The 16966-nt window shown below is 34.1% G+C and carries 17 protein-coding genes; 6 read left to right on the top strand and 11 right to left on the bottom strand.

Annotated features, from left to right (window positions below):
* Positions 1 to 46: 46 nt before the first annotated feature.
* From CJP46_RS02465 to CJP46_RS02430, 8 genes are all read right to left on the bottom strand, one after another.
* Positions 47 to 235, bottom strand: a complete 189-nt coding sequence (locus tag CJP46_RS02465) for a hypothetical protein (protein WP_094594008.1) — start codon at positions 233 to 235, stop codon at positions 47 to 49.
* A gap of 124 nt (positions 236 to 359) precedes the next feature.
* On the bottom strand, positions 360 to 554 hold the full coding sequence (locus CJP46_RS02460) for a hypothetical protein (RefSeq protein ID WP_094594007.1): 195 nt from the start codon (positions 552 to 554) through the stop codon (positions 360 to 362).
* A gap of 61 nt (positions 555 to 615) precedes the next feature.
* Positions 616 to 843: a hypothetical protein gene (locus tag CJP46_RS02455; protein ID WP_094594006.1), complete on the bottom strand. Its 228-nt coding sequence runs from the start codon at positions 841 to 843 to the stop codon at positions 616 to 618.
* A gap of 84 nt (positions 844 to 927) precedes the next feature.
* Positions 928 to 3249: a DNA methyltransferase family protein gene (locus CJP46_RS02450; RefSeq protein WP_094594005.1), complete on the bottom strand. Its 2322-nt coding sequence runs from the start codon at positions 3247 to 3249 to the stop codon at positions 928 to 930.
* Between the two features lie 92 nt (positions 3250 to 3341).
* On the bottom strand, positions 3342 to 3989 hold the full coding sequence (locus tag CJP46_RS02445) for a hypothetical protein (RefSeq protein ID WP_094594004.1): 648 nt from the start codon (positions 3987 to 3989) through the stop codon (positions 3342 to 3344).
* Between the two features lie 123 nt (positions 3990 to 4112).
* Positions 4113 to 4538: a YgiT-type zinc finger protein gene (locus tag CJP46_RS02440; RefSeq protein WP_094594003.1), complete on the bottom strand. Its 426-nt coding sequence runs from the start codon at positions 4536 to 4538 to the stop codon at positions 4113 to 4115.
* 69 nt (positions 4539 to 4607) lie between these two features.
* Entirely contained in the window at positions 4608 to 5558 is a 951-nt protein-coding gene (locus CJP46_RS02435) for a GIY-YIG nuclease family protein (RefSeq protein ID WP_094594002.1), read from the bottom strand.
* A gap of 30 nt (positions 5559 to 5588) precedes the next feature.
* Positions 5589 to 6515: a GIY-YIG nuclease family protein gene (locus CJP46_RS02430; protein WP_094594001.1), complete on the bottom strand. Its 927-nt coding sequence runs from the start codon at positions 6513 to 6515 to the stop codon at positions 5589 to 5591.
* A 1046-nt stretch (positions 6516 to 7561) separates the two neighbouring features.
* Between CJP46_RS02430 and CJP46_RS02425 the strand changes: the two genes are divergently transcribed.
* Positions 7562 to 8245, top strand: coding sequence for an SOS response-associated peptidase (locus tag CJP46_RS02425; RefSeq protein WP_094594000.1), 684 nt, complete (start codon positions 7562 to 7564; stop codon positions 8243 to 8245).
* Positions 8246 to 8932: 687 nt separating this feature from the next.
* On the opposite strand, the gene CJP46_RS02420 is transcribed toward CJP46_RS02425, so the two are convergent.
* The 3 genes from CJP46_RS02420 to CJP46_RS02410 are packed head-to-tail and all read right to left on the bottom strand — an operon-like array spanning position 8933 to position 11635.
* A complete protein-coding gene (locus tag CJP46_RS02420) occupies positions 8933 to 9559 on the bottom strand; it encodes a hypothetical protein (protein ID WP_094593999.1) in 627 nt (208 codons plus the stop codon).
* Entirely contained in the window at positions 9552 to 10598 is a 1047-nt protein-coding gene (locus CJP46_RS02415) for an ATP-binding domain-containing protein (RefSeq protein ID WP_094593998.1), read from the bottom strand. Before CJP46_RS02415 ends, CJP46_RS02420 begins: the two co-directional genes overlap by 8 nt.
* Positions 10595 to 11635, bottom strand: a complete 1041-nt coding sequence (locus tag CJP46_RS02410) for a tyrosine-type recombinase/integrase (protein WP_094593997.1) — start codon at positions 11633 to 11635, stop codon at positions 10595 to 10597. The genes CJP46_RS02415 and CJP46_RS02410 overlap by 4 nt, the downstream gene beginning before the upstream one ends.
* Before the next feature lie 209 nt (positions 11636 to 11844).
* Here CJP46_RS02410 and CJP46_RS02405 point away from each other — a divergent pair, with 209 nt between their 5' ends.
* The 5 genes from CJP46_RS02405 (at position 11845) to CJP46_RS02385 (ending at position 16960) form a co-directional block, all read left to right on the top strand.
* On the top strand, positions 11845 to 12078 hold the full coding sequence (locus CJP46_RS02405) for a hypothetical protein (protein WP_094593996.1): 234 nt from the start codon (positions 11845 to 11847) through the stop codon (positions 12076 to 12078).
* A gap of 26 nt (positions 12079 to 12104) precedes the next feature.
* Positions 12105 to 14711, top strand: coding sequence for a hypothetical protein (locus CJP46_RS02400; protein ID WP_179280995.1), 2607 nt, complete (start codon positions 12105 to 12107; stop codon positions 14709 to 14711).
* Between the two features lie 270 nt (positions 14712 to 14981).
* Positions 14982 to 15260 (top strand): HU family DNA-binding protein, encoded by a 279-nt coding sequence (locus CJP46_RS02395; protein WP_094593995.1) that lies wholly within the window; start codon positions 14982 to 14984, stop codon positions 15258 to 15260.
* Positions 15261 to 15418: 158 nt separating this feature from the next.
* A complete protein-coding gene (locus CJP46_RS02390) occupies positions 15419 to 16735 on the top strand; it encodes a PhoH family protein (RefSeq protein WP_094593994.1) in 1317 nt (438 codons plus the stop codon).
* A 30-nt stretch (positions 16736 to 16765) separates the two neighbouring features.
* Complete coding sequence (locus CJP46_RS02385; protein ID WP_094593993.1) at positions 16766 to 16960, top strand: YonK family protein; 195 nt, start codon at positions 16766 to 16768, stop codon at positions 16958 to 16960.
* The last annotated feature ends 6 nt before the right edge of the window (positions 16961 to 16966 follow it).

Here is a 16966-nt window from a genome sequence, read left to right as displayed (position 1 = left end):
AATTCCTCCAATTTTTAATTTTTCATATCACTATAAAATCACTCTTTTATAAGCTATTTTCCTTGAATTCATATTGTATCCCTTTTGAAATCCCCTCATTAACTATTCCGTCTTCTTTTATTAAATATATTCGTTTTGCTTCAACGGTACAGTAGTAGCCTTTCTTATTTTGATATACTACTCTAGTTCTTACAGAGCCTTCTTTGTGCAATACTTTGGATTGAGAAACTTTCATCTCATTCAACTCCTTATAAAATGAGTATTTCAATTACTTATTTACTTTATATTATTATTATATTTGTTTTATTGGTTTAAGTCAAGTATTTATTTTACTTTTTAAATATTTTCGCTGCCTACTTTTAGAATATGCCTTCCTCATCTTCTTCAAGCTCTGTCACTACAATAACTCCTCTTTTAAGGAATTCGTCCGATAATGAAAACTCTCCATCAACATCAAAGAAATGATTTAAGTTCTTTTGTTTGATCCTAAATGTAGCAAGTTTGGTATGCGTTCCATAGTCGATCAGGTAAATAGATAACGGTTTAAAATTCATGGGTATTCAACTCCTTATAAAATTCGCATTTCATTATGTTATCTATCTAACAATGACCCGGTCACTTCCAGTTTCTTCTTCGATTGTCTTCATAAATAGCACAATCCAATTCATATTCTAACTCCATAATTTCATTTTCTAGTTTATTCAGTGTAATAAAAGACCAACTTTCTTCATCAGCATTTTTTGCATACTTAGTAAAGGATTCTTTTGCACTTTGTAATTCCTCTTTTAATTTTTCGATTGCTGAGTTTTTACGGTTCAAACCTTTAAAATTTTCACCCGTCATCTCTACCGCCTCCAATGAATAAACTTTATATTATCATTATATTTACTTTATAAGAAAAAGTCAAGTGTTCGTTTTACTTTTATTTTAACCCGCTAATTGCTCACTTGTATTATTGTATGGCTTATCAATGACCACTAAAACAGTATTTACTCCCGTCCCAGACTCTTTAAATGACCCCTCTGGAAGCTTTTCGGTTGTCCCCTTATCACTGAGCCATTCACGGAACTGAACGCTTTTAGAATCGCTTGCAAAGGTCCAATGTGGAGACATGATAGCAACTATTTTACCTCCATCTTTCAAACACTCATAAGCCTTTAATACGTGTTCAACATCTTGGTTTTTCTCAAAAGGTGGATTCATAATAATCTTGTCATAAAGATTATTTGGTTCGAATTCTGTGAAATCATTACCCACAATCTTATATTGTTTTAGTTCCAGTATCTCGGACAGTCTATAATTCCATTCTAAAGCCTCTAGATTTACGCCTAAACCCTCTTCCATTGTGTATTGTGTTATCCCATCTAAAATGTTTCCATTCCCTGCCGACGGCTCTAAAATAGTCTCACCGTCTTGTATATCTGCCATCTCGATCATATATTGAACAATTGTTTTTGGAGTTGGGAAGTATCCAGGTATTTTACTTAATTTAACATCATTCTCAAGCTTTTTAATTTGCTGCTGAACAGGATTTACAGGTGTTTCGATTGCTTTTACTAGTTCTCCATATTGGTTTACTGCTTCGATCAGTTGTTCTGTATTGTATATATTAGCTTTATTATATCGCTTTTGACGTTTAGGAACTTCAACATTCCACCATCCACTTAGGTCTAACTTAGGATCAATTTCTGGGTATTTAATATCATAATTATGTTTCATTTTTGAATTGTATTTACTTCTAATATCTTCGCGGAAAGCACCATTTAGTAAAGCTATTTCAAAAGACGACATTTCATTATTAGATGCCTTTTCTTTGAACAGATTTAACAAAGAAATATCAAAACGGTATTGTTCCCTCTTTTCGTCTCTAGAAGCTTCTTCATTTTGACGTTTCCAAGTGTTGGTTAGATATTCGCCAGAAATAGAATCTAGTTTCTTTTGTACTGTTTCAAATTGCTTATTAATTTTAGAAATGTACTTCACTTGGCTTTGCTCTTCTTTTGCTTCTGTTTGAGCTTCTTCGTTATTTGATTTTGCTTCGTTAGGTGCTACCGTTTCATTAGTGTTCATGTAGACTTTTACTTCCTCAATGATGCTATGTCCTGCCTTTGATTTAGTAATCAGTTCGGAGGCTTTTGTTTTACTAATTTTCAATTCTCTAGTATCAAGTTTAGTTGCACAATGTAATGCCCATAACTGTCTAGATGTCGCCGGTTCTGCAACTTCGTTTTCTTCTGTGTTGTTTACTGTTTCTTTTACTTCTTCCGTTGTTTCGATTGCTGGAGCATTAGAAACTGTTTGTTTGCGAGATGTTTTTTTAAATACTGTCTTTTCTTGGTATTCTGTAACTTCAACAAATTCGATAATAGCAATATGACCTTTACCCAGTAATTCATTAATGCGCTCTACGGACAAACTCCAAGATTTATCAATACTTTTAGAAGGTTTGTTTGTTTTTCCAAGTTTAGCGAAGGTATGATATTTATTATATTGTTCATCTTTATAAACTAAAGAATATTTCGTGCCCTTACCATTTCCGTGTGTATAGGCTACTTTCATTACAAATGTAAAGCCTTCTTTGATATCTGCATCAGTAATAGAAGTGACATCTTTTTCAACTGCTTTAATTGTCTTAACTGGAACCTTAATTACATGAGCTTGCAATGCATCGGAATCCTTCAATACCTTTTCGATACGTTCAACAAATGCATTGATTTTAATTTCCTTTTGCTGTGTGCTGTTTAACTCTTTGTTTTCCCAATCATATGTATTTGTGGAGAATACGCCTTTACCTTTTGCGATAATTTGACCGTCTTTTTCAATGTGCCAAGTTGTCCCCCTTGGATTAGCGTACATAAATGTTGGATAGGTTTCCACTACCGTATAAGTTGGTTCAACATTAGATTTTTCGATTTCCTTCTCAATCAAAGTTGCACAAGATGCTTTTTCGTTTTCTGTGGATGCTGGATCATTCATCATGGCTTTCAGTTTTTCAATACGTGCATTGGAAACATATGTTTTATTGTTATAGTTGTATTTGCGAACTTCACGACCAGAATCATGTAAACTATAAATATCGATCAACAATACATAGCCATTCTTAGTAGCTACACCAGACCAGGACGCAGGATCATAATAATCAGTCATGCTGTCTGATTGATCAGGAGAATAACCAAATACTTTCCAACCTGCATCAACTAATTTACCCATGATATTTACCTTAGCTTCTCTTTTGTCACCGTACCACATTTTAACAACCTCCTATGTATTATCCGTTTTTTGAATATACTTAATTATAGCACGTAATTCATATTATGTATATAGTTGTTTTATTGATTGAATCAATTAACTTTTGCAATAGGTTGACCAAGTGCAGAAACAATATCAGCAATAAAAGTACGGTCAAAACTGGAATATTTAGATTGAGTCACTTTTACTGATTCATTTTCCTTTATGGTTTCTTTAGTGATGATATCCAGATCAACATTTAACCAACCATCATACACAAGTAGTTCATCTTTAGGCAGAATGATATTTTGCCACAAAGACCGTTTCTTTTTAGGTTTGTGGATGATACGCAAAGACTCATTATATTGTGCGTAAGGTTTAACCTCTACACTGTTAATAACTGTATTAATAAACACAGGGAAACCAAACTCCGAAAACTTGATAAGTGTAACTTTACGTTCTGGTGTGAGCTGCTCCACAACTTCGGTAAATTCACTGGATTGAGTAATGGAATACCCATACTCACGAAGGAATGAAGCCATCGGAGAACCTGCAAACTCCTCCTCTACTACTTTGATAAGAACGTCTGTAATTTGAATGTTTTCAGCTTTCAGGGATTCATGAAAACCTTTCTTAACCGTCAATTGCTGACCAAGTAATAATTTATGGTACGGCAGTTCACCAAGATTAAAGATTTCATTTGCCAGAAGCTCAGACAGATAATCCATTTGTTCCATTTGGGAAAGTTGATTGAAGTTCATTTATTAACATCTCCTTTTGTTTATTCCTTATATATATTATTATAATTATTTTATTAATAAAGTCAAGCAATTACTTTACTTTATTCGAATGTTTTATAAAAAAATAACCGCCTGTTTTAGCGGTTATACAATGTAATATTTATCATTCTTCTGGGTAATCCTTCTGAACTTAAACAATACCTCTACCGGTTCATTGACTGCTTTAGATACTTTGATCATTGTTTGTGCATCTAGATTACCATCAGACAAAATTTGATTAGCACGTTGCTTAGTGACGTTTAAGGCGTTCCCTAATTGTTCCTGAGTAATACCTTTATTCTTGATTACCTCTTTGGCAGCATTTTCAAATCCTTCATTTCTGAATATTGCTAATTGTTTATCAATGTATTTGCTACCTTCTGCAGTGATATAGATTTCATTACAGTTATTGCATTGTACAGCTGGGATATTTTCGATAACTAACGTTTTATCGTTCTCCTGGTGCTCCATTGTGTATTCAATTGGTTTAAACTCATTAGATCCACATTCAACACATTTTGTAAGGCTCATGTTCTCCTGCTCCTTTTTAGATGGATTGTATTATGTTGTTTATCATTTAGTCAATTATACACTTAACTTTTATTGATATGTTCTCCTCCTATAAATTTCATTTCTTACCTTTATTACTCCTTCTTCCTTCGTTGGATTAGATCGATTGTAGACATTCTGGCTGAAGCGACCACCAAATATATTTATCCAACTTGATTCGTTACTTGGCAAATCGGGAATGTGGTTAACTTCCTCTATAAGTATGAATTCAAAATCCGTTGAACAATTAGCGTAATCTTTTTGCAATTCTGAATTACAGTGGCCATTGGTGCTTAGTAAAACAATATGTTGTGCTATCCTCTTATGTATATTAATTGAACTTCCGATATAAATTTTACCTGTAGCTTTATTAAAAATAGCGTATATACCTTGCACATTTTCATTGTATTCATCTATATTTATTTTATATTTCGAAAGGTTCAGTTTAAGTATGTCTTCTTTAATTATCTGCTTTTGAAAGTAATATGTGTTAACTATAATACTATACTCTGTGCTGGTCTTATTTTGGGGTGTCCAATAGATTATACATTGACCATTTAGCTTCTTGAGTATTTTCTCAATGTATTTATGCAATGAATTATCATCAACATTAAAGCATTGTGTAACGATGTTCATATCAATGTCATAAGACTTAGAAAGACAATTCTGCAGATCCTCGATTATATCCAGAGTAATCCTTTTAATATTATCGAAAGGAATAAATACTCTATCTTCATTATCATACATAAAGTAATGCTCAATTACATAACGTTCCAACCTGTTCAGAATAAATTTAGTATGAGAGAGTTCTAATGGCTCATCATACACCAGATGAATATATATTTCTTTGTTGTTAGCAATATTAAATAAACAATGCTTAGATAACTCATCAAGCTGCTTTAACTTGGTTCCTGCTGTCTTGATTGGCTCATCAAGAAACATACATAATTCTTTATAGTTCTTGAAAAGTTGACCACTATAAAGTTTTGATGTGTCGATCATTTAATTTCTCCTTATATATAACATATATATTTATTTTATTTTCAACATTCTTTTCTTTGTTGATGCTGCTGATCGTTTAGATCCTTTTCTTTTGCGCTTATTCTCAACAATAGATATTTTGTTGAAACTAACTTGGTTCGTGAATATGAGTTTGAAAATATCATAATAAGCTAAGTTTAATGTCTGTTGGAGTTCAATTAATTGATCATAAGATATATCATAGCGTATGAAGTCTTGATTATTATCCTGCCCTCTTATTCTAAACTGTGGCCAATTGTCATCTCTTAGATAAATTGTCCATGCAATAATTTTTAGTTTGCATTCCATGTCTGGGAATTGTGGTACAACATAATCTAATACAGCACGATAGAAACATGGAAAGATGGTGTATAGTTTAATCAACTTATCATAAACAAATGGAGTCATCTTCTTTTCTTCATATTGAAATACAGCTTCAACAAGTTTATTGGCATTATCCTTTAAGTATTCAAGACATTCATATCTGGCTATTTCAAGTTCTTTAGTCATCTTAATATTGTTCAATCTTTTATTACTGCTTTTATATTTGACAGTACTTTCTGATTCCTTAATTGTGTTATAACCACATTCAAATGGTCGATGTTCATTTAAATATACTTGTTCCAGGTTGTAAAGCATTTCCCTATCAGTATTGTCACTCACAACTTTAAGTATATCAAAAGTAAAAGGCTTATCAATACCATGGCTATTCCAATCATTCTGAAGCTTAGATACATTAGCGTTGTTGATTAAACTATAATAGTGTTGCTTAAATCGATCATAAAAATTCTTGGTGCTACCTATGTATACTTTATTGTTTGATACGTTTCTAATCTGATAAACTCCTCCTCCCTGTATGTTATCTCGGTTAGAAAGAAGCTCGGTAACCTTGCATGAATACAATGGATTGTCATTATTGAATGCTGGGTGAACTATCATTTAACTCCTCCTTATATTTGGATATTATGAAATGTGAGATGAATATACACTATTTAATTATAACATGGATGATTTGAAATTTAAATACTATATTTATATTTATTTATAATTAAGATTAGAGATTAGGTATGGTGTGATTGAATATTACATTATAGATGTTGTCTATAGAGTTGGATTATTATATAGATATAAACTATAGATAAACGATAATATGCGAGTATGAGTGAATGGAACGATAGTGTAAGTCAGTGTAATGATATAGATGTGATCTATGGATAGATATAATGTGATAGATACAACCTATAATAAGTCTAAGCCAAAAATTCCGCTGTTACTATACGAATATGCATACCCCCTCCTCCTATATGACTAGGAGCAGCCAAATTGAGCTTTTCTATCCCCTTTTTGAGTGAAAATTTTCAAACTTCTTTCATTTCTTTTCAATCCGGTGTCCTGGATTGGTTTACCTCCTCCTTATCTCTAAATGGCATACAATATATCTTATGTACCATCTATAAAGGGAGTGGGGGGATAGTTAAAAGTCCAAAATATGGCAAAAATGCAAAAAAGTCCGGCAGCACTTCCATCTCCACACCCAACTTAAATTTTCATCTCCCCCTCCTTCATTTCCACTTATTTCCGTCATTTTCACCTAATCTGCAATCGTAAATGCAATCGTTCCTTCTCCATTTTCCCCTTATAAATTAAGCACTTTTTCACCTTACTTTTTTACGTATTCTCTCCATCCTCCCCCTATTTCGCCTCCAAATCACCATTTTTCTCTTATCCCATATCACTTTTTACGATCTCACCTCCCGATTCATATACCCCCTGACCCAATTTCCCCTTATATTTATTGACTTTTTCAGCTCTTACTCGCAAAATGCTATCGTAACACTGTCGTAATGCGATCAATACTTTCTAAACTAGTTAACCCACTACATCTCCTCCCTTTACATTTGAACCTGGTTAACTTTTCATTCTTAATTTCTTCATATTTGGGTAAACAGATAATAACAAACAGTTATCAAATGGGGGTTATGAGCATGTGCGGGAGATTTACATTAACAACAGACATTGAAAATATCATGAATGAGTTTGCAATAGATGAATCCATTAATGTGGATTATAAGCCAAGATATAATATTGCTCCGTCTCAAAAGATCCTTGGAATCACCGAAGAAAACGGTAAGCGTATCTTAAGTGAGTATAGATGGGGATTAGTTCCGTTTTGGGCAAAGGATATCAAAATTGGGTTCTCCATGATTAATGCTCGTGCAGAGACTCTCCAAACCAAACCGGCATATAGAAATTTAATTGCTCATAAACGAATAGTTATTCCCAGTGACGGCTTTTATGAGTGGAAGAAAATCGGATCTGATAAGCAGCCTTATCGTTTTCAGATTGAAACAAAAAAGGTATATGGCTTTGCAGGATTGTATGACCAGTGGAAATCACCAACCGGGGATATCATTCAAAGTTGTACCATAATTACCACAACACCAAACACACTTGTTAAAGATGTGCATGATAGAATGCCCGTAATATTAACCAAAGAGAATTTAAATATCTGGATTGATGAGGGGACATCCGACAAAGATCTTTTATTGGATTTGTTAACTCCATATCCTGCAGAAGAGATGATTTCTTATCCAGTATCAAAATCGGTGGGAAATGTGAAGAATGTTAATCCGGAACTAATTGATGAGATCCCATTGAACTCAAAATAGTGTTCTTTCAATTGGAGTGTAGACCACTCGACTTTTAAACATCGATTCTGCGCTCCAATTTCTAATTAATTTATCATGAATCTTGGACACTACTACCCTTACCCATACAAACACCCTACCCAGACATTCCATGCTCAATTTCATTGATTATTTAATTGCAATATAAGCAAGTCTCCTCATAAAGTTCTCTCATACCCCACACAACACAACAACTCAAACATTTTCAACAACTCTATAACTGCCTCCTGAGTGTTCACCTTCACCCTACACTCATACATCGATTCTAAGCCTCAAATTACAATTAATTAATCATAAATTTTCAACATATCCCCCTCCATGGGTACAAATACCCTTCCCCAACTAATCATCATCAAATTTCATTGTAATTTATCGGTAAAAACAACTAACCAATAAATCATCTACCCCCCAATTCCAAAAACTCACCCACCAGCAAAAAAGACAGCAACAAAAACAGGGGCGAATCTTTCCCGGCCCCCTTTTAAATACTGGTTATCTTTTCTTATATTTTATACTTTATATTTAATATATATATAGAGTGTATTTTATGCAGCATAAATTACACTTAGAAGTTGCATTTTTTACACTTAGAAGCTGCATGATTTCCACTGATTCCTGCATAATTTACACTTAGGTAAAAATGGGCCTACAGGGGGGGTTAAAAAGAGGCTAGAGCAACTTCTCCAGCCTCACTTCATAGTGGTTATTATATTTATTGAAAATTAGTTCCCCTGCTTCATCATACTGATAGTCTGTTTCAAGTTCATGTCTGTCGATCTGTAGTAACTTTGCTTTAACTAGTATCTTGTTGTACTTCACTATGGTCTTCCTGGATATGCCCGTTTCATTCTCTATAGTCTCTAAGGCAGCAAAACAAAATTGCTTATGGTCTTTATTCCGATTGACGTAACTCTCATAGTAGTAAAGCAGTCTGAAGCCATGGTGACCAATCTCGCCCACCTTAGAGAACAGTTTCAGTGGCAACTGTGTAAAGTCATTGTTCAAATTCATCTTGTCTAAATCTAATATCACTTCAACCGGTCTCCCTCTGTTGAAGGTCACCTGTTTGCTTATGTATTTATACTGATATAAGTTGTCCAATGCTTTTTTAAGGGTTCTGTTATCATTAACTTCAAGACTTCGTTTTAGTTCATTTAGATCAATCTCAAATTTACCCATTCCAGATGAAGCAAACTGCAGAAATTTGAACCTTGCTAAAATGCAGAACTCTAAGCTGCTAAGCCTTGGGTCCTTGATGATACTTCTTGGTAGTTGAATCCATGCTACATTACTCATCCGCTACCGCCTCAGTATGTTTTAGCAGCTCACAAAGATGAGTATTCCTTCTCTTGCTTTCAACCTTACGAATTGCAAAGTTGATTGTCTCTGATTGTGTAATCAATATTCCTTTCTTCTTCGCCCGTGTAAGCATCGTATATAGCATGTTTGCTGAAACTTGAAACTTGTGAGACCGGTCAACAATGCTCAACACTGCAGGAGCACTATCTCCCTGTGCTTTATGACCAGTTCTACACCACCCTGCTAATAATTGAAATACATCATTAAAGTCAATTCTAAACGCTCCGCTATCAAACCCAATGATAATACCTTTCTTTTCTCTTTCGAGTAAATCTTCGTCATCATCATCTCGTTTATCATCTTCAAACTTTATATCTAGAACTTTACCGGCATCGCCATTCACGATATCTACGCTGCTTTCTTCTAGATTTTTGACCTGGTACATATTTACTGTGTTGAGAACAAAATCACCGACACGTATCACATTATCATTGTCTTTACCATATTCGTGCTGCTTTTTATTCTCACATTCAGGATTAACTATACTTTGTATATATTTATTTATTTGAACCGTACCTACAATGTTCTCTTTGATCCTATGCTTAATTTTTAAGTACGTCTTTTCTCCAAAGTACTTCACTTGCTTGTAATCGAATTTGTCGTTCAGTATTAAATCAATCACATCTGCATCTGGATATGTCTTATACACCTCTTCTAACTGCATTTCTGTCATTAATGTAGCCAGAAACTCCCTCTGTCCATCAAGGGTTTCTGGCACGTCTTGATAAATTGACAAGACATTGTAACTTGCTCCATACTTGGGATCAATCTTATCTAAAGTAATTTGTGCGGTGTACTCTGTACCTAACTCTAAGCGTTGCATGATTCCTTTAATCGAAATGTTACCAAAACCATTCTTCTCTACATCCGCGCTATCTGAAGTACAGGCATAGATTCGGAAATCATTTTTATTTAGCGCTTCACTCTTAGGGTACATCATGCGTTCAGGTGTTAATTTTAGTTCAATCAAACTCAATTATTCATCTCCCTTTTATTAGTCATTTCAATTGCTTCTTTTTTCATTTGGATAACTGTTCCCACTGCTTGCTGCTTAATTAAGCGAATTAGTTCCTCCTTGCTTAGCAGTTCAAACACATCATCATCGAGCTTATCCTCCATTCTTAAGCTTATGCTTTGAGAGTAATCCTTCATTTTGTGTCTGTAATACTTATTAGTTGTATTGATATCGCTATGATTTAGATGAGCTTTTACTTCCTCAAGTGACCCATAACTCGCTGCTACATTTCGGAAACTGTGAAACACAATATTGCGCTCATCTGGGATACTCATTTCCATTTTAAGTGTATCCATCATGTTTTGAATTGTGGTCTTGCTTAAGTGAAATATCTTATTATCGCTGTACTGTTGATAATACTTCTGTTCCTTAATAAGTTCTAACTCATTGTAAAGCTCTGCAGAGATAGGGACAGTATGCTTCTTTCCTCCCTTACCAGTTGTAGTAATAAGATAATGGTCTGCTTCTGGGTTTCTTTTAATATCTGTCCATTCTAGATTCAGCAATGAGGATTTACGAAAACTAGTTGTATAAGCCAATCTAATTAACGCCGACTTCTCTTGACCTTTCTTATGTCCTTTAACCAGATTGGCCATGGCTTCAGCTTCATGATGAAATAAATCACCGGCACTCTCTGAATCATCGGTTAGAACATCAACCTTTACATATTTTGAATTCACACCGTATTCATTAATCTCCAGGAACTCATATAAGCTCTGGATAGCAGCCATCATATTGTTAATAGTTGTGTTCGTATAATCGGCTTCATGATTTCTTAAATAAGTTTGGTATTTAATCACATCGGCATTGCGAACATGTAAATCCTCTCTTTGTAATAACTCCAGTGGTTTTTTTGCAAACCACATAAAGAAAGACCTAATACTTCTTTCGTAATTCGTCTGTGTATTTTTACTATCAAACTTAGAAATGAATGTCTGAATGTCTTCATATACAGACCCAATATGTAACCCAACGATATTATTCTTTGTGGCATTCATTTTTAGCAGCCTCCCTTCGATTAATTACATTTTACCATTATAATGAAATCAAAGTCAATTAAATAAACATAAAAATATTATTGACTATATCATGAAGTCCTGATATATTGAAATTACAGAGATTAACATTCTCTGGATAACAAGTAAAAAAGTAATCTAATGAATGTTGCTCTCTGAATTCAAAATTAGAGAGGATTTATGAATACTTAATGGCAAACAAATATTTTAGAACTTTCCAGGAGCAATATTATGATGGAGATGTTGATTATTGTGATGAAAGATATGTTTCACCAGAAATGAAGCAAGGAACTAATGATTGTGTTGAATACATAGAAGAAGTGATTGATAATGAAGCAGTGTGGTTAATGAAAGCAAACAGCGGTAGATTCTATCGAGAACCTTATAAGTCCGAGAAACTGTCTGAAGTTACACCGATTAAATAAATATATTTTTTTACAAAGGGGTGTTAATGACTATAAATTTGAATAAACAAGTCAATGTTTACAGTTTAGATACTAGTTCTTTTTATGATGATAATGAAATGCAAATACATAAAAGGTTGAATAAGAACTATAAGTTCAGAAATAAACTTAAACAATTAAAGAAAAAGACGGACGAGCTAGAAAGCCAAAAGATTGATCAGCTCATTACAAATACAAACAAGAGAATCAAACGAATTAAAGAGAAACTGTATCATCAATTTACCTTGCATCAAGGGGTTCGGCATCTTCGTCTCGAAGCATTACTCAGTAAGAAGTCCATTATTTCTGTATTTGAATCTACATTAACAAGGACGTTGGGCATTCAGCAAAACAAACTTTCAGAAGATGTCATGGTAGTTCAGACGTACTTCTTCGACATTCTAAACAATATTGTAAATGACGGCTTTATTCATAATGGCGAAAAGTATATATGCTTCACAGCAAGTGCAGGACAAATTCGAACCAAAAAAACAGTTTTTATCAAAGAGAGTGTATATACAAAGCATCATGCAGCGTTAATGTGTGGTCTCACAATCGAAAGAATTAATGAATTAGGTGGGGTCAACATTAATAAGTATTTGGCCTACCTTGCCCTATGCAATAGTGCCACCGAGGAATGGAAAGAGTTTGATATCACCAAAGCAATTGTCGTAGACGATATGGAAACACCGGTACAGAGTATTGTCGATTACATTGATGATGAAACATATGAAATTACAAGACAAAGCATGAATATAGCGATTGAGCATACGGATGGATGTGGAATGATCCTCCCTCGAAAATCTAAGAAGGGAATGATGGTAAGACTTCCTTGGATTAAGGGGTTACTTATCCCCTTCCCTTTCGATAAATTTATCCGCGAAGCTAATGCTAAAGGTAAAAGCAAATATGGTGTTGTCAAAGATATCTACGGTGTAGAGCACGATATTATTAAAGAAAAAATTGAAGTAATATTCACTAAGAGCCAGTTTAAGATGTGGAAATATTATTCTTGCTGGGGAGAATATACAGACAATTTCATCAAATATAATTGTCACGCTGGTAAGTGTAACGAAGAAGAGGATTTAATTGGGAACGCCAAATTAAATTATCAAATGCTTCAAACCTTGACGGAAATCTCAAACGATGAATTGCTAAAGTTAAGCAACAAAACAATACATAAGATTTTAAATGTTGGATCTGACCGAAATACTATGCTAAAACTTCTTGGAGTATCAGACACTAATACTAATAAAAATTACCTGCAACAGGCACTAGAGATATATCCTGAGTTACTGAATGATACATATAGCAGAGAAATTTTAAAACAAGTAAAACGCAGCATGATGAAGAACGCCAAAGCAGGAAAAATTGATATTAGTGGTAAGTATACATTTATAAGTCCAGACCTATATGCATTCTGTGAGTATTTATTTCTTGGAGTTCAAGAACCCAAAGGATTACTAAACAACGGAGAAGTATTTTGCTCCCTATATGGCAATAACGAAAAGCTCAATTGCTTAAGAAGCCCCCATCTTTATCGAGAACACGCAGTTAGGAAAAATGTAATTACTAAAGAAATGAAGCGCTGGTTTGTAACTAATAGCGTCTATACAAGCTGCCAAGACCCAATAAGCAAAATTCTTATGTTCGACAATGACGGCGACAAAGCCCTTGTCTGTAATGATAAGACTTTGGTAGAAGTTGCAGAGAGAAATATGAAGGATGTATATCCGCTGTATTATAAAATGGCTAAAGCTGAAGCAGAAAAAATTACGAATAGCAGCATTTATGGCGGATTGGTCGCTGCCTATACTGGCGGGAATATCGGAGTGATTAGTAATGATATCACAAAAATATGGAACAGTAATAATGTCAATTTAGACGTGATTAAATTGCTTTGCATGGAGAATAACTTTACTATCGACTATGCTAAAACTCTATATAAGCCAGTTCGACCGCAAAGTAAGAAGAAACTAATTACTGATTTCACTAAATCCAAAGTCCCCCACTTCTTTATTTATGCTAAAGACAAACTTGAGGAAAATGTCGCAGAACAAAACAATAGCGTGGTCAATAGACTTGGTAAATTGATCCCAAATCCGAAAATTAATTTTAAAGCCGCCAATTTAGGTAAGTTTGATTATAAGTTACTTATGAGTAGCAAGAATGCTGAGATTAAGTTAGATCAACAAATAATTAATACATATACAGAGTTAGACCTTAAAAAGCACTTTATGATGTCGGGCACAATTGATGATAAGACAAACACAGATGATATTCTTGCTTATAAAGAAATTCGCAGTAAATTGTTAGAAGTGAATTCAAATGTATCTTATGTTGTTGATGTTCTCGTCGAATATCTGTATAAGCAAAAGAAGAGTAGCTATAAGACAACTCTATGGTCGAGTTTTGGTGATATAATTGTAGGAAATATTAAAAAGAATGTTGAAATGAGCTTGGATGATGGATATATACAGTGTGAAGTTTGTGGTGATAGGATTGAAAAGGTAAACAATCAAAAGAAATATTGTGAACACTGTTTGGTGGAAGTAAAAAAGAAACAGAATAGAGAAAAATTTAAAAGATGGTACGAAAAACATAGAAAAGTCTAACCTTTTGGAACTATTTCATAAAACCCTAATAAACATTGACTTTTTTCACTATTGTAATGGCTTTTAAAGATAAATATAATTATATTTTATCATAAATTCCCTTTGTTTATAAGGGTTTTTCAAAAAACTCAATCATAATAAGCAAAAAACAAGATGGTCTTTTAGGGAGAGCGTATCTTATCCTGATATACAAAGTGAAGAGGCTATTATATGCCCTTACCCGATTACAATACATAAACAAAATATAAAATTTCAAGGGAGAAATGAAATATGAATAAACAAGATCTATACAATAAAGTTGTAGAGAAAACAGATTATACAAAAAAAGACGTTGAGACTGCAACTAATGCAGTGTTTGAGGTAATTATTGAAGCACTCGCAAATGGAGAAAAAGTGTCGATTTCAGGATTCGGAGAATTCGAATCTCGGCAACGCAATGCTCGTACAGGTCGAAATCCTCAAACTGGAGAACCAGTTGAAATTGCTGCCAAAAAAGTTCCAGCATTTAAACCAAAGAAAGCACTTAAAGATGCTGTAAACGTACAATAAAACTATAATTTCATTTTAATACATATACCAGAAACATTGTGGATTATCCACCAGGAACCATTAATTTGACTGCGATTATGCAGATGAATCACTATTTTAAGGGGTGCGGCCTTTGGGTGGTGCCTCTTTCCCCTATTCTACCCAAAGAGGTAAAGCCGATGAAGAAAACTTATGTTCTAGATACAAACGTCCTTTTATCAGATCCATTAGCCATTTACGCATTTGAAGATAATAATGTGGTTATCCCAAGCGTTGTATTAGAGGAATTGGACAGTAAGAAAAAACTACCTGATGAATTAGGACGAAATGCGAGACATGTTGCTCGTGAACTGGATGCTCTACGTGAAATCGGCAAACTACATAATGGTGTACTATTACGAAATGGCGGCAATCTTGTAGTTAAGACTCACGATTCAAAATCCCCCATTTTCGAAAGATTTCTTGATGATAAAAATGATAATGCAATTATTGCGGTTGCTTTTGAATTAAAAGAGACAAGTCTAGATACGCAAGTTGTGCTCATCTCTAAAGATGTATTGGTACGTGTAAAGGCAGATACTGTTTCGGTTAACTCAGAAGATTATCTGAATGATAAAGTTGCCACAAGCGAAGACGAACTATATAAGGGCTACTCCACTGTATCCGTCCCCGATGAAATGGTAAATAGGTTTTATAGGAACAAGTCTCTTAGAGATAAAATGTTTGATTCCTATCCAGAAAACCACTTTTTCATTCTTAAGTCAGAGATAAATGATAGCAAAAGTGCAGTCTGCAGAAAACTTAAGGGGAAACTAGTACCTCTTTATCAATACTCAACCGAGAATCCTATCTTCGGTACTATTAAACATAAAAATGTTGAGCAAATGATGGCGCTAGACTTGTTGCTTGATGATAACGTTCCTATTGTGACACTATCAGGCAAAGCAGGCACAGGTAAGACTTTACTTGCACTGGCGGTTTCACTACAAAAAACATTAGATGAGCAAACGTATAGAAAAGTTCTTGTTGGTAGACCTGTTGTACCTATGGGAAAAGATATTGGTTATCTGCCTGGGGAAAAAGACGAGAAACTTCGTCCGTGGATGCAACCCATTTATGATAATTTAGAGTATTTGTTTGATTGTAAGGACGAAGACCAACTTAACAAGTTGCTTCAAGGATATGAAGACATAATTAAGGTTGAGGCATTAACGTATATTCGAGGTCGATCCATTCCGAATCAATGGATCATTATTGATGAAGCTCAGAATTTGAGCCGCCATGAAGTAAAAACTATTGCGACTCGCTTAGGGGAAGGTAGTAAGCTCGTACTTTTAGGTGACCCATTTCAAATCGATAGTCCATATCTTGATATCTACTCTAATGGTCTTACTCATTTTACTGAGGCAATGAAAGAACAAAAAGAGGTTGGGCACATTACTTTCACTAAAGGTGAAAGATCCACAATCTCTCAACTATGTGCAGATATGCTTTAAAAAATAAAAATACTAAGGGAGTATTTAATTATGGCTAAAAATAAGGATACAAAAACAGTAAATCGAACCGGTTCTTTTGAAATGGAAACGATGACGATTACCCACGAAGACAAGAACGGTATTCAAGTATTTGATTTGAAGTCATTGCTAAAGGAATTTGATGGCGGGAATGTATCTATTACTATTGGCTCTGACTTTGATCCGAGTCACATTGTGGAAGATTGAGGAGTG

The sequence above is a fragment of the Paenibacillus sp. XY044 genome, from assembly GCF_002257645.1.
GTDB lineage: Bacteria > Bacillota > Bacilli > Paenibacillales > Paenibacillaceae > Paenibacillus_AQ.
This window is presented reverse-complemented; position numbering and strand designations above follow the sequence as displayed.

Excerpts from the sequence above, each read along its gene's own strand:
- CJP46_RS02465 (WP_094594008.1), bottom strand. The coding sequence starts at position 235 with ATGAAAGTTTCTCAATCCAAAGTATTGCACAAAGAAGGCTCTGTAAGA.
- CJP46_RS02460 (WP_094594007.1), bottom strand. The coding sequence starts at position 554 with ATGAATTTTAAACCGTTATCTATTTACCTGATCGACTATGGAACGCAT.
- CJP46_RS02455 (WP_094594006.1), bottom strand. The coding sequence starts at position 843 with ATGACGGGTGAAAATTTTAAAGGTTTGAACCGTAAAAACTCAGCAATC.
- CJP46_RS02450 (WP_094594005.1), bottom strand. The coding sequence starts at position 3,249 with ATGTGGTACGGTGACAAAAGAGAAGCTAAGGTAAATATCATGGGTAAA.
- CJP46_RS02445 (WP_094594004.1), bottom strand. The coding sequence starts at position 3,989 with ATGAACTTCAATCAACTTTCCCAAATGGAACAAATGGATTATCTGTCT.
- CJP46_RS02440 (WP_094594003.1), bottom strand. The coding sequence starts at position 4,538 with ATGAGCCTTACAAAATGTGTTGAATGTGGATCTAATGAGTTTAAACCA.
- CJP46_RS02435 (WP_094594002.1), bottom strand. The coding sequence starts at position 5,558 with ATGATCGACACATCAAAACTTTATAGTGGTCAACTTTTCAAGAACTAT.
- CJP46_RS02430 (WP_094594001.1), bottom strand. The coding sequence starts at position 6,515 with ATGATAGTTCACCCAGCATTCAATAATGACAATCCATTGTATTCATGC.
- CJP46_RS02425 (WP_094594000.1), top strand. The coding sequence starts at position 7,562 with ATGTGCGGGAGATTTACATTAACAACAGACATTGAAAATATCATGAAT.
- CJP46_RS02420 (WP_094593999.1), bottom strand. The coding sequence starts at position 9,559 with ATGAGTAATGTAGCATGGATTCAACTACCAAGAAGTATCATCAAGGAC.
- CJP46_RS02410 (WP_094593997.1), bottom strand. The coding sequence starts at position 11,635 with ATGAATGCCACAAAGAATAATATCGTTGGGTTACATATTGGGTCTGTA.
- CJP46_RS02405 (WP_094593996.1), top strand. The coding sequence starts at position 11,845 with ATGGCAAACAAATATTTTAGAACTTTCCAGGAGCAATATTATGATGGA.
- CJP46_RS02400 (WP_179280995.1), top strand. The coding sequence starts at position 12,105 with ATGACTATAAATTTGAATAAACAAGTCAATGTTTACAGTTTAGATACT.
- CJP46_RS02395 (WP_094593995.1), top strand. The coding sequence starts at position 14,982 with ATGAATAAACAAGATCTATACAATAAAGTTGTAGAGAAAACAGATTAT.
- CJP46_RS02390 (WP_094593994.1), top strand. The coding sequence starts at position 15,419 with ATGAAGAAAACTTATGTTCTAGATACAAACGTCCTTTTATCAGATCCA.
- CJP46_RS02385 (WP_094593993.1), top strand. The coding sequence starts at position 16,766 with ATGGCTAAAAATAAGGATACAAAAACAGTAAATCGAACCGGTTCTTTT.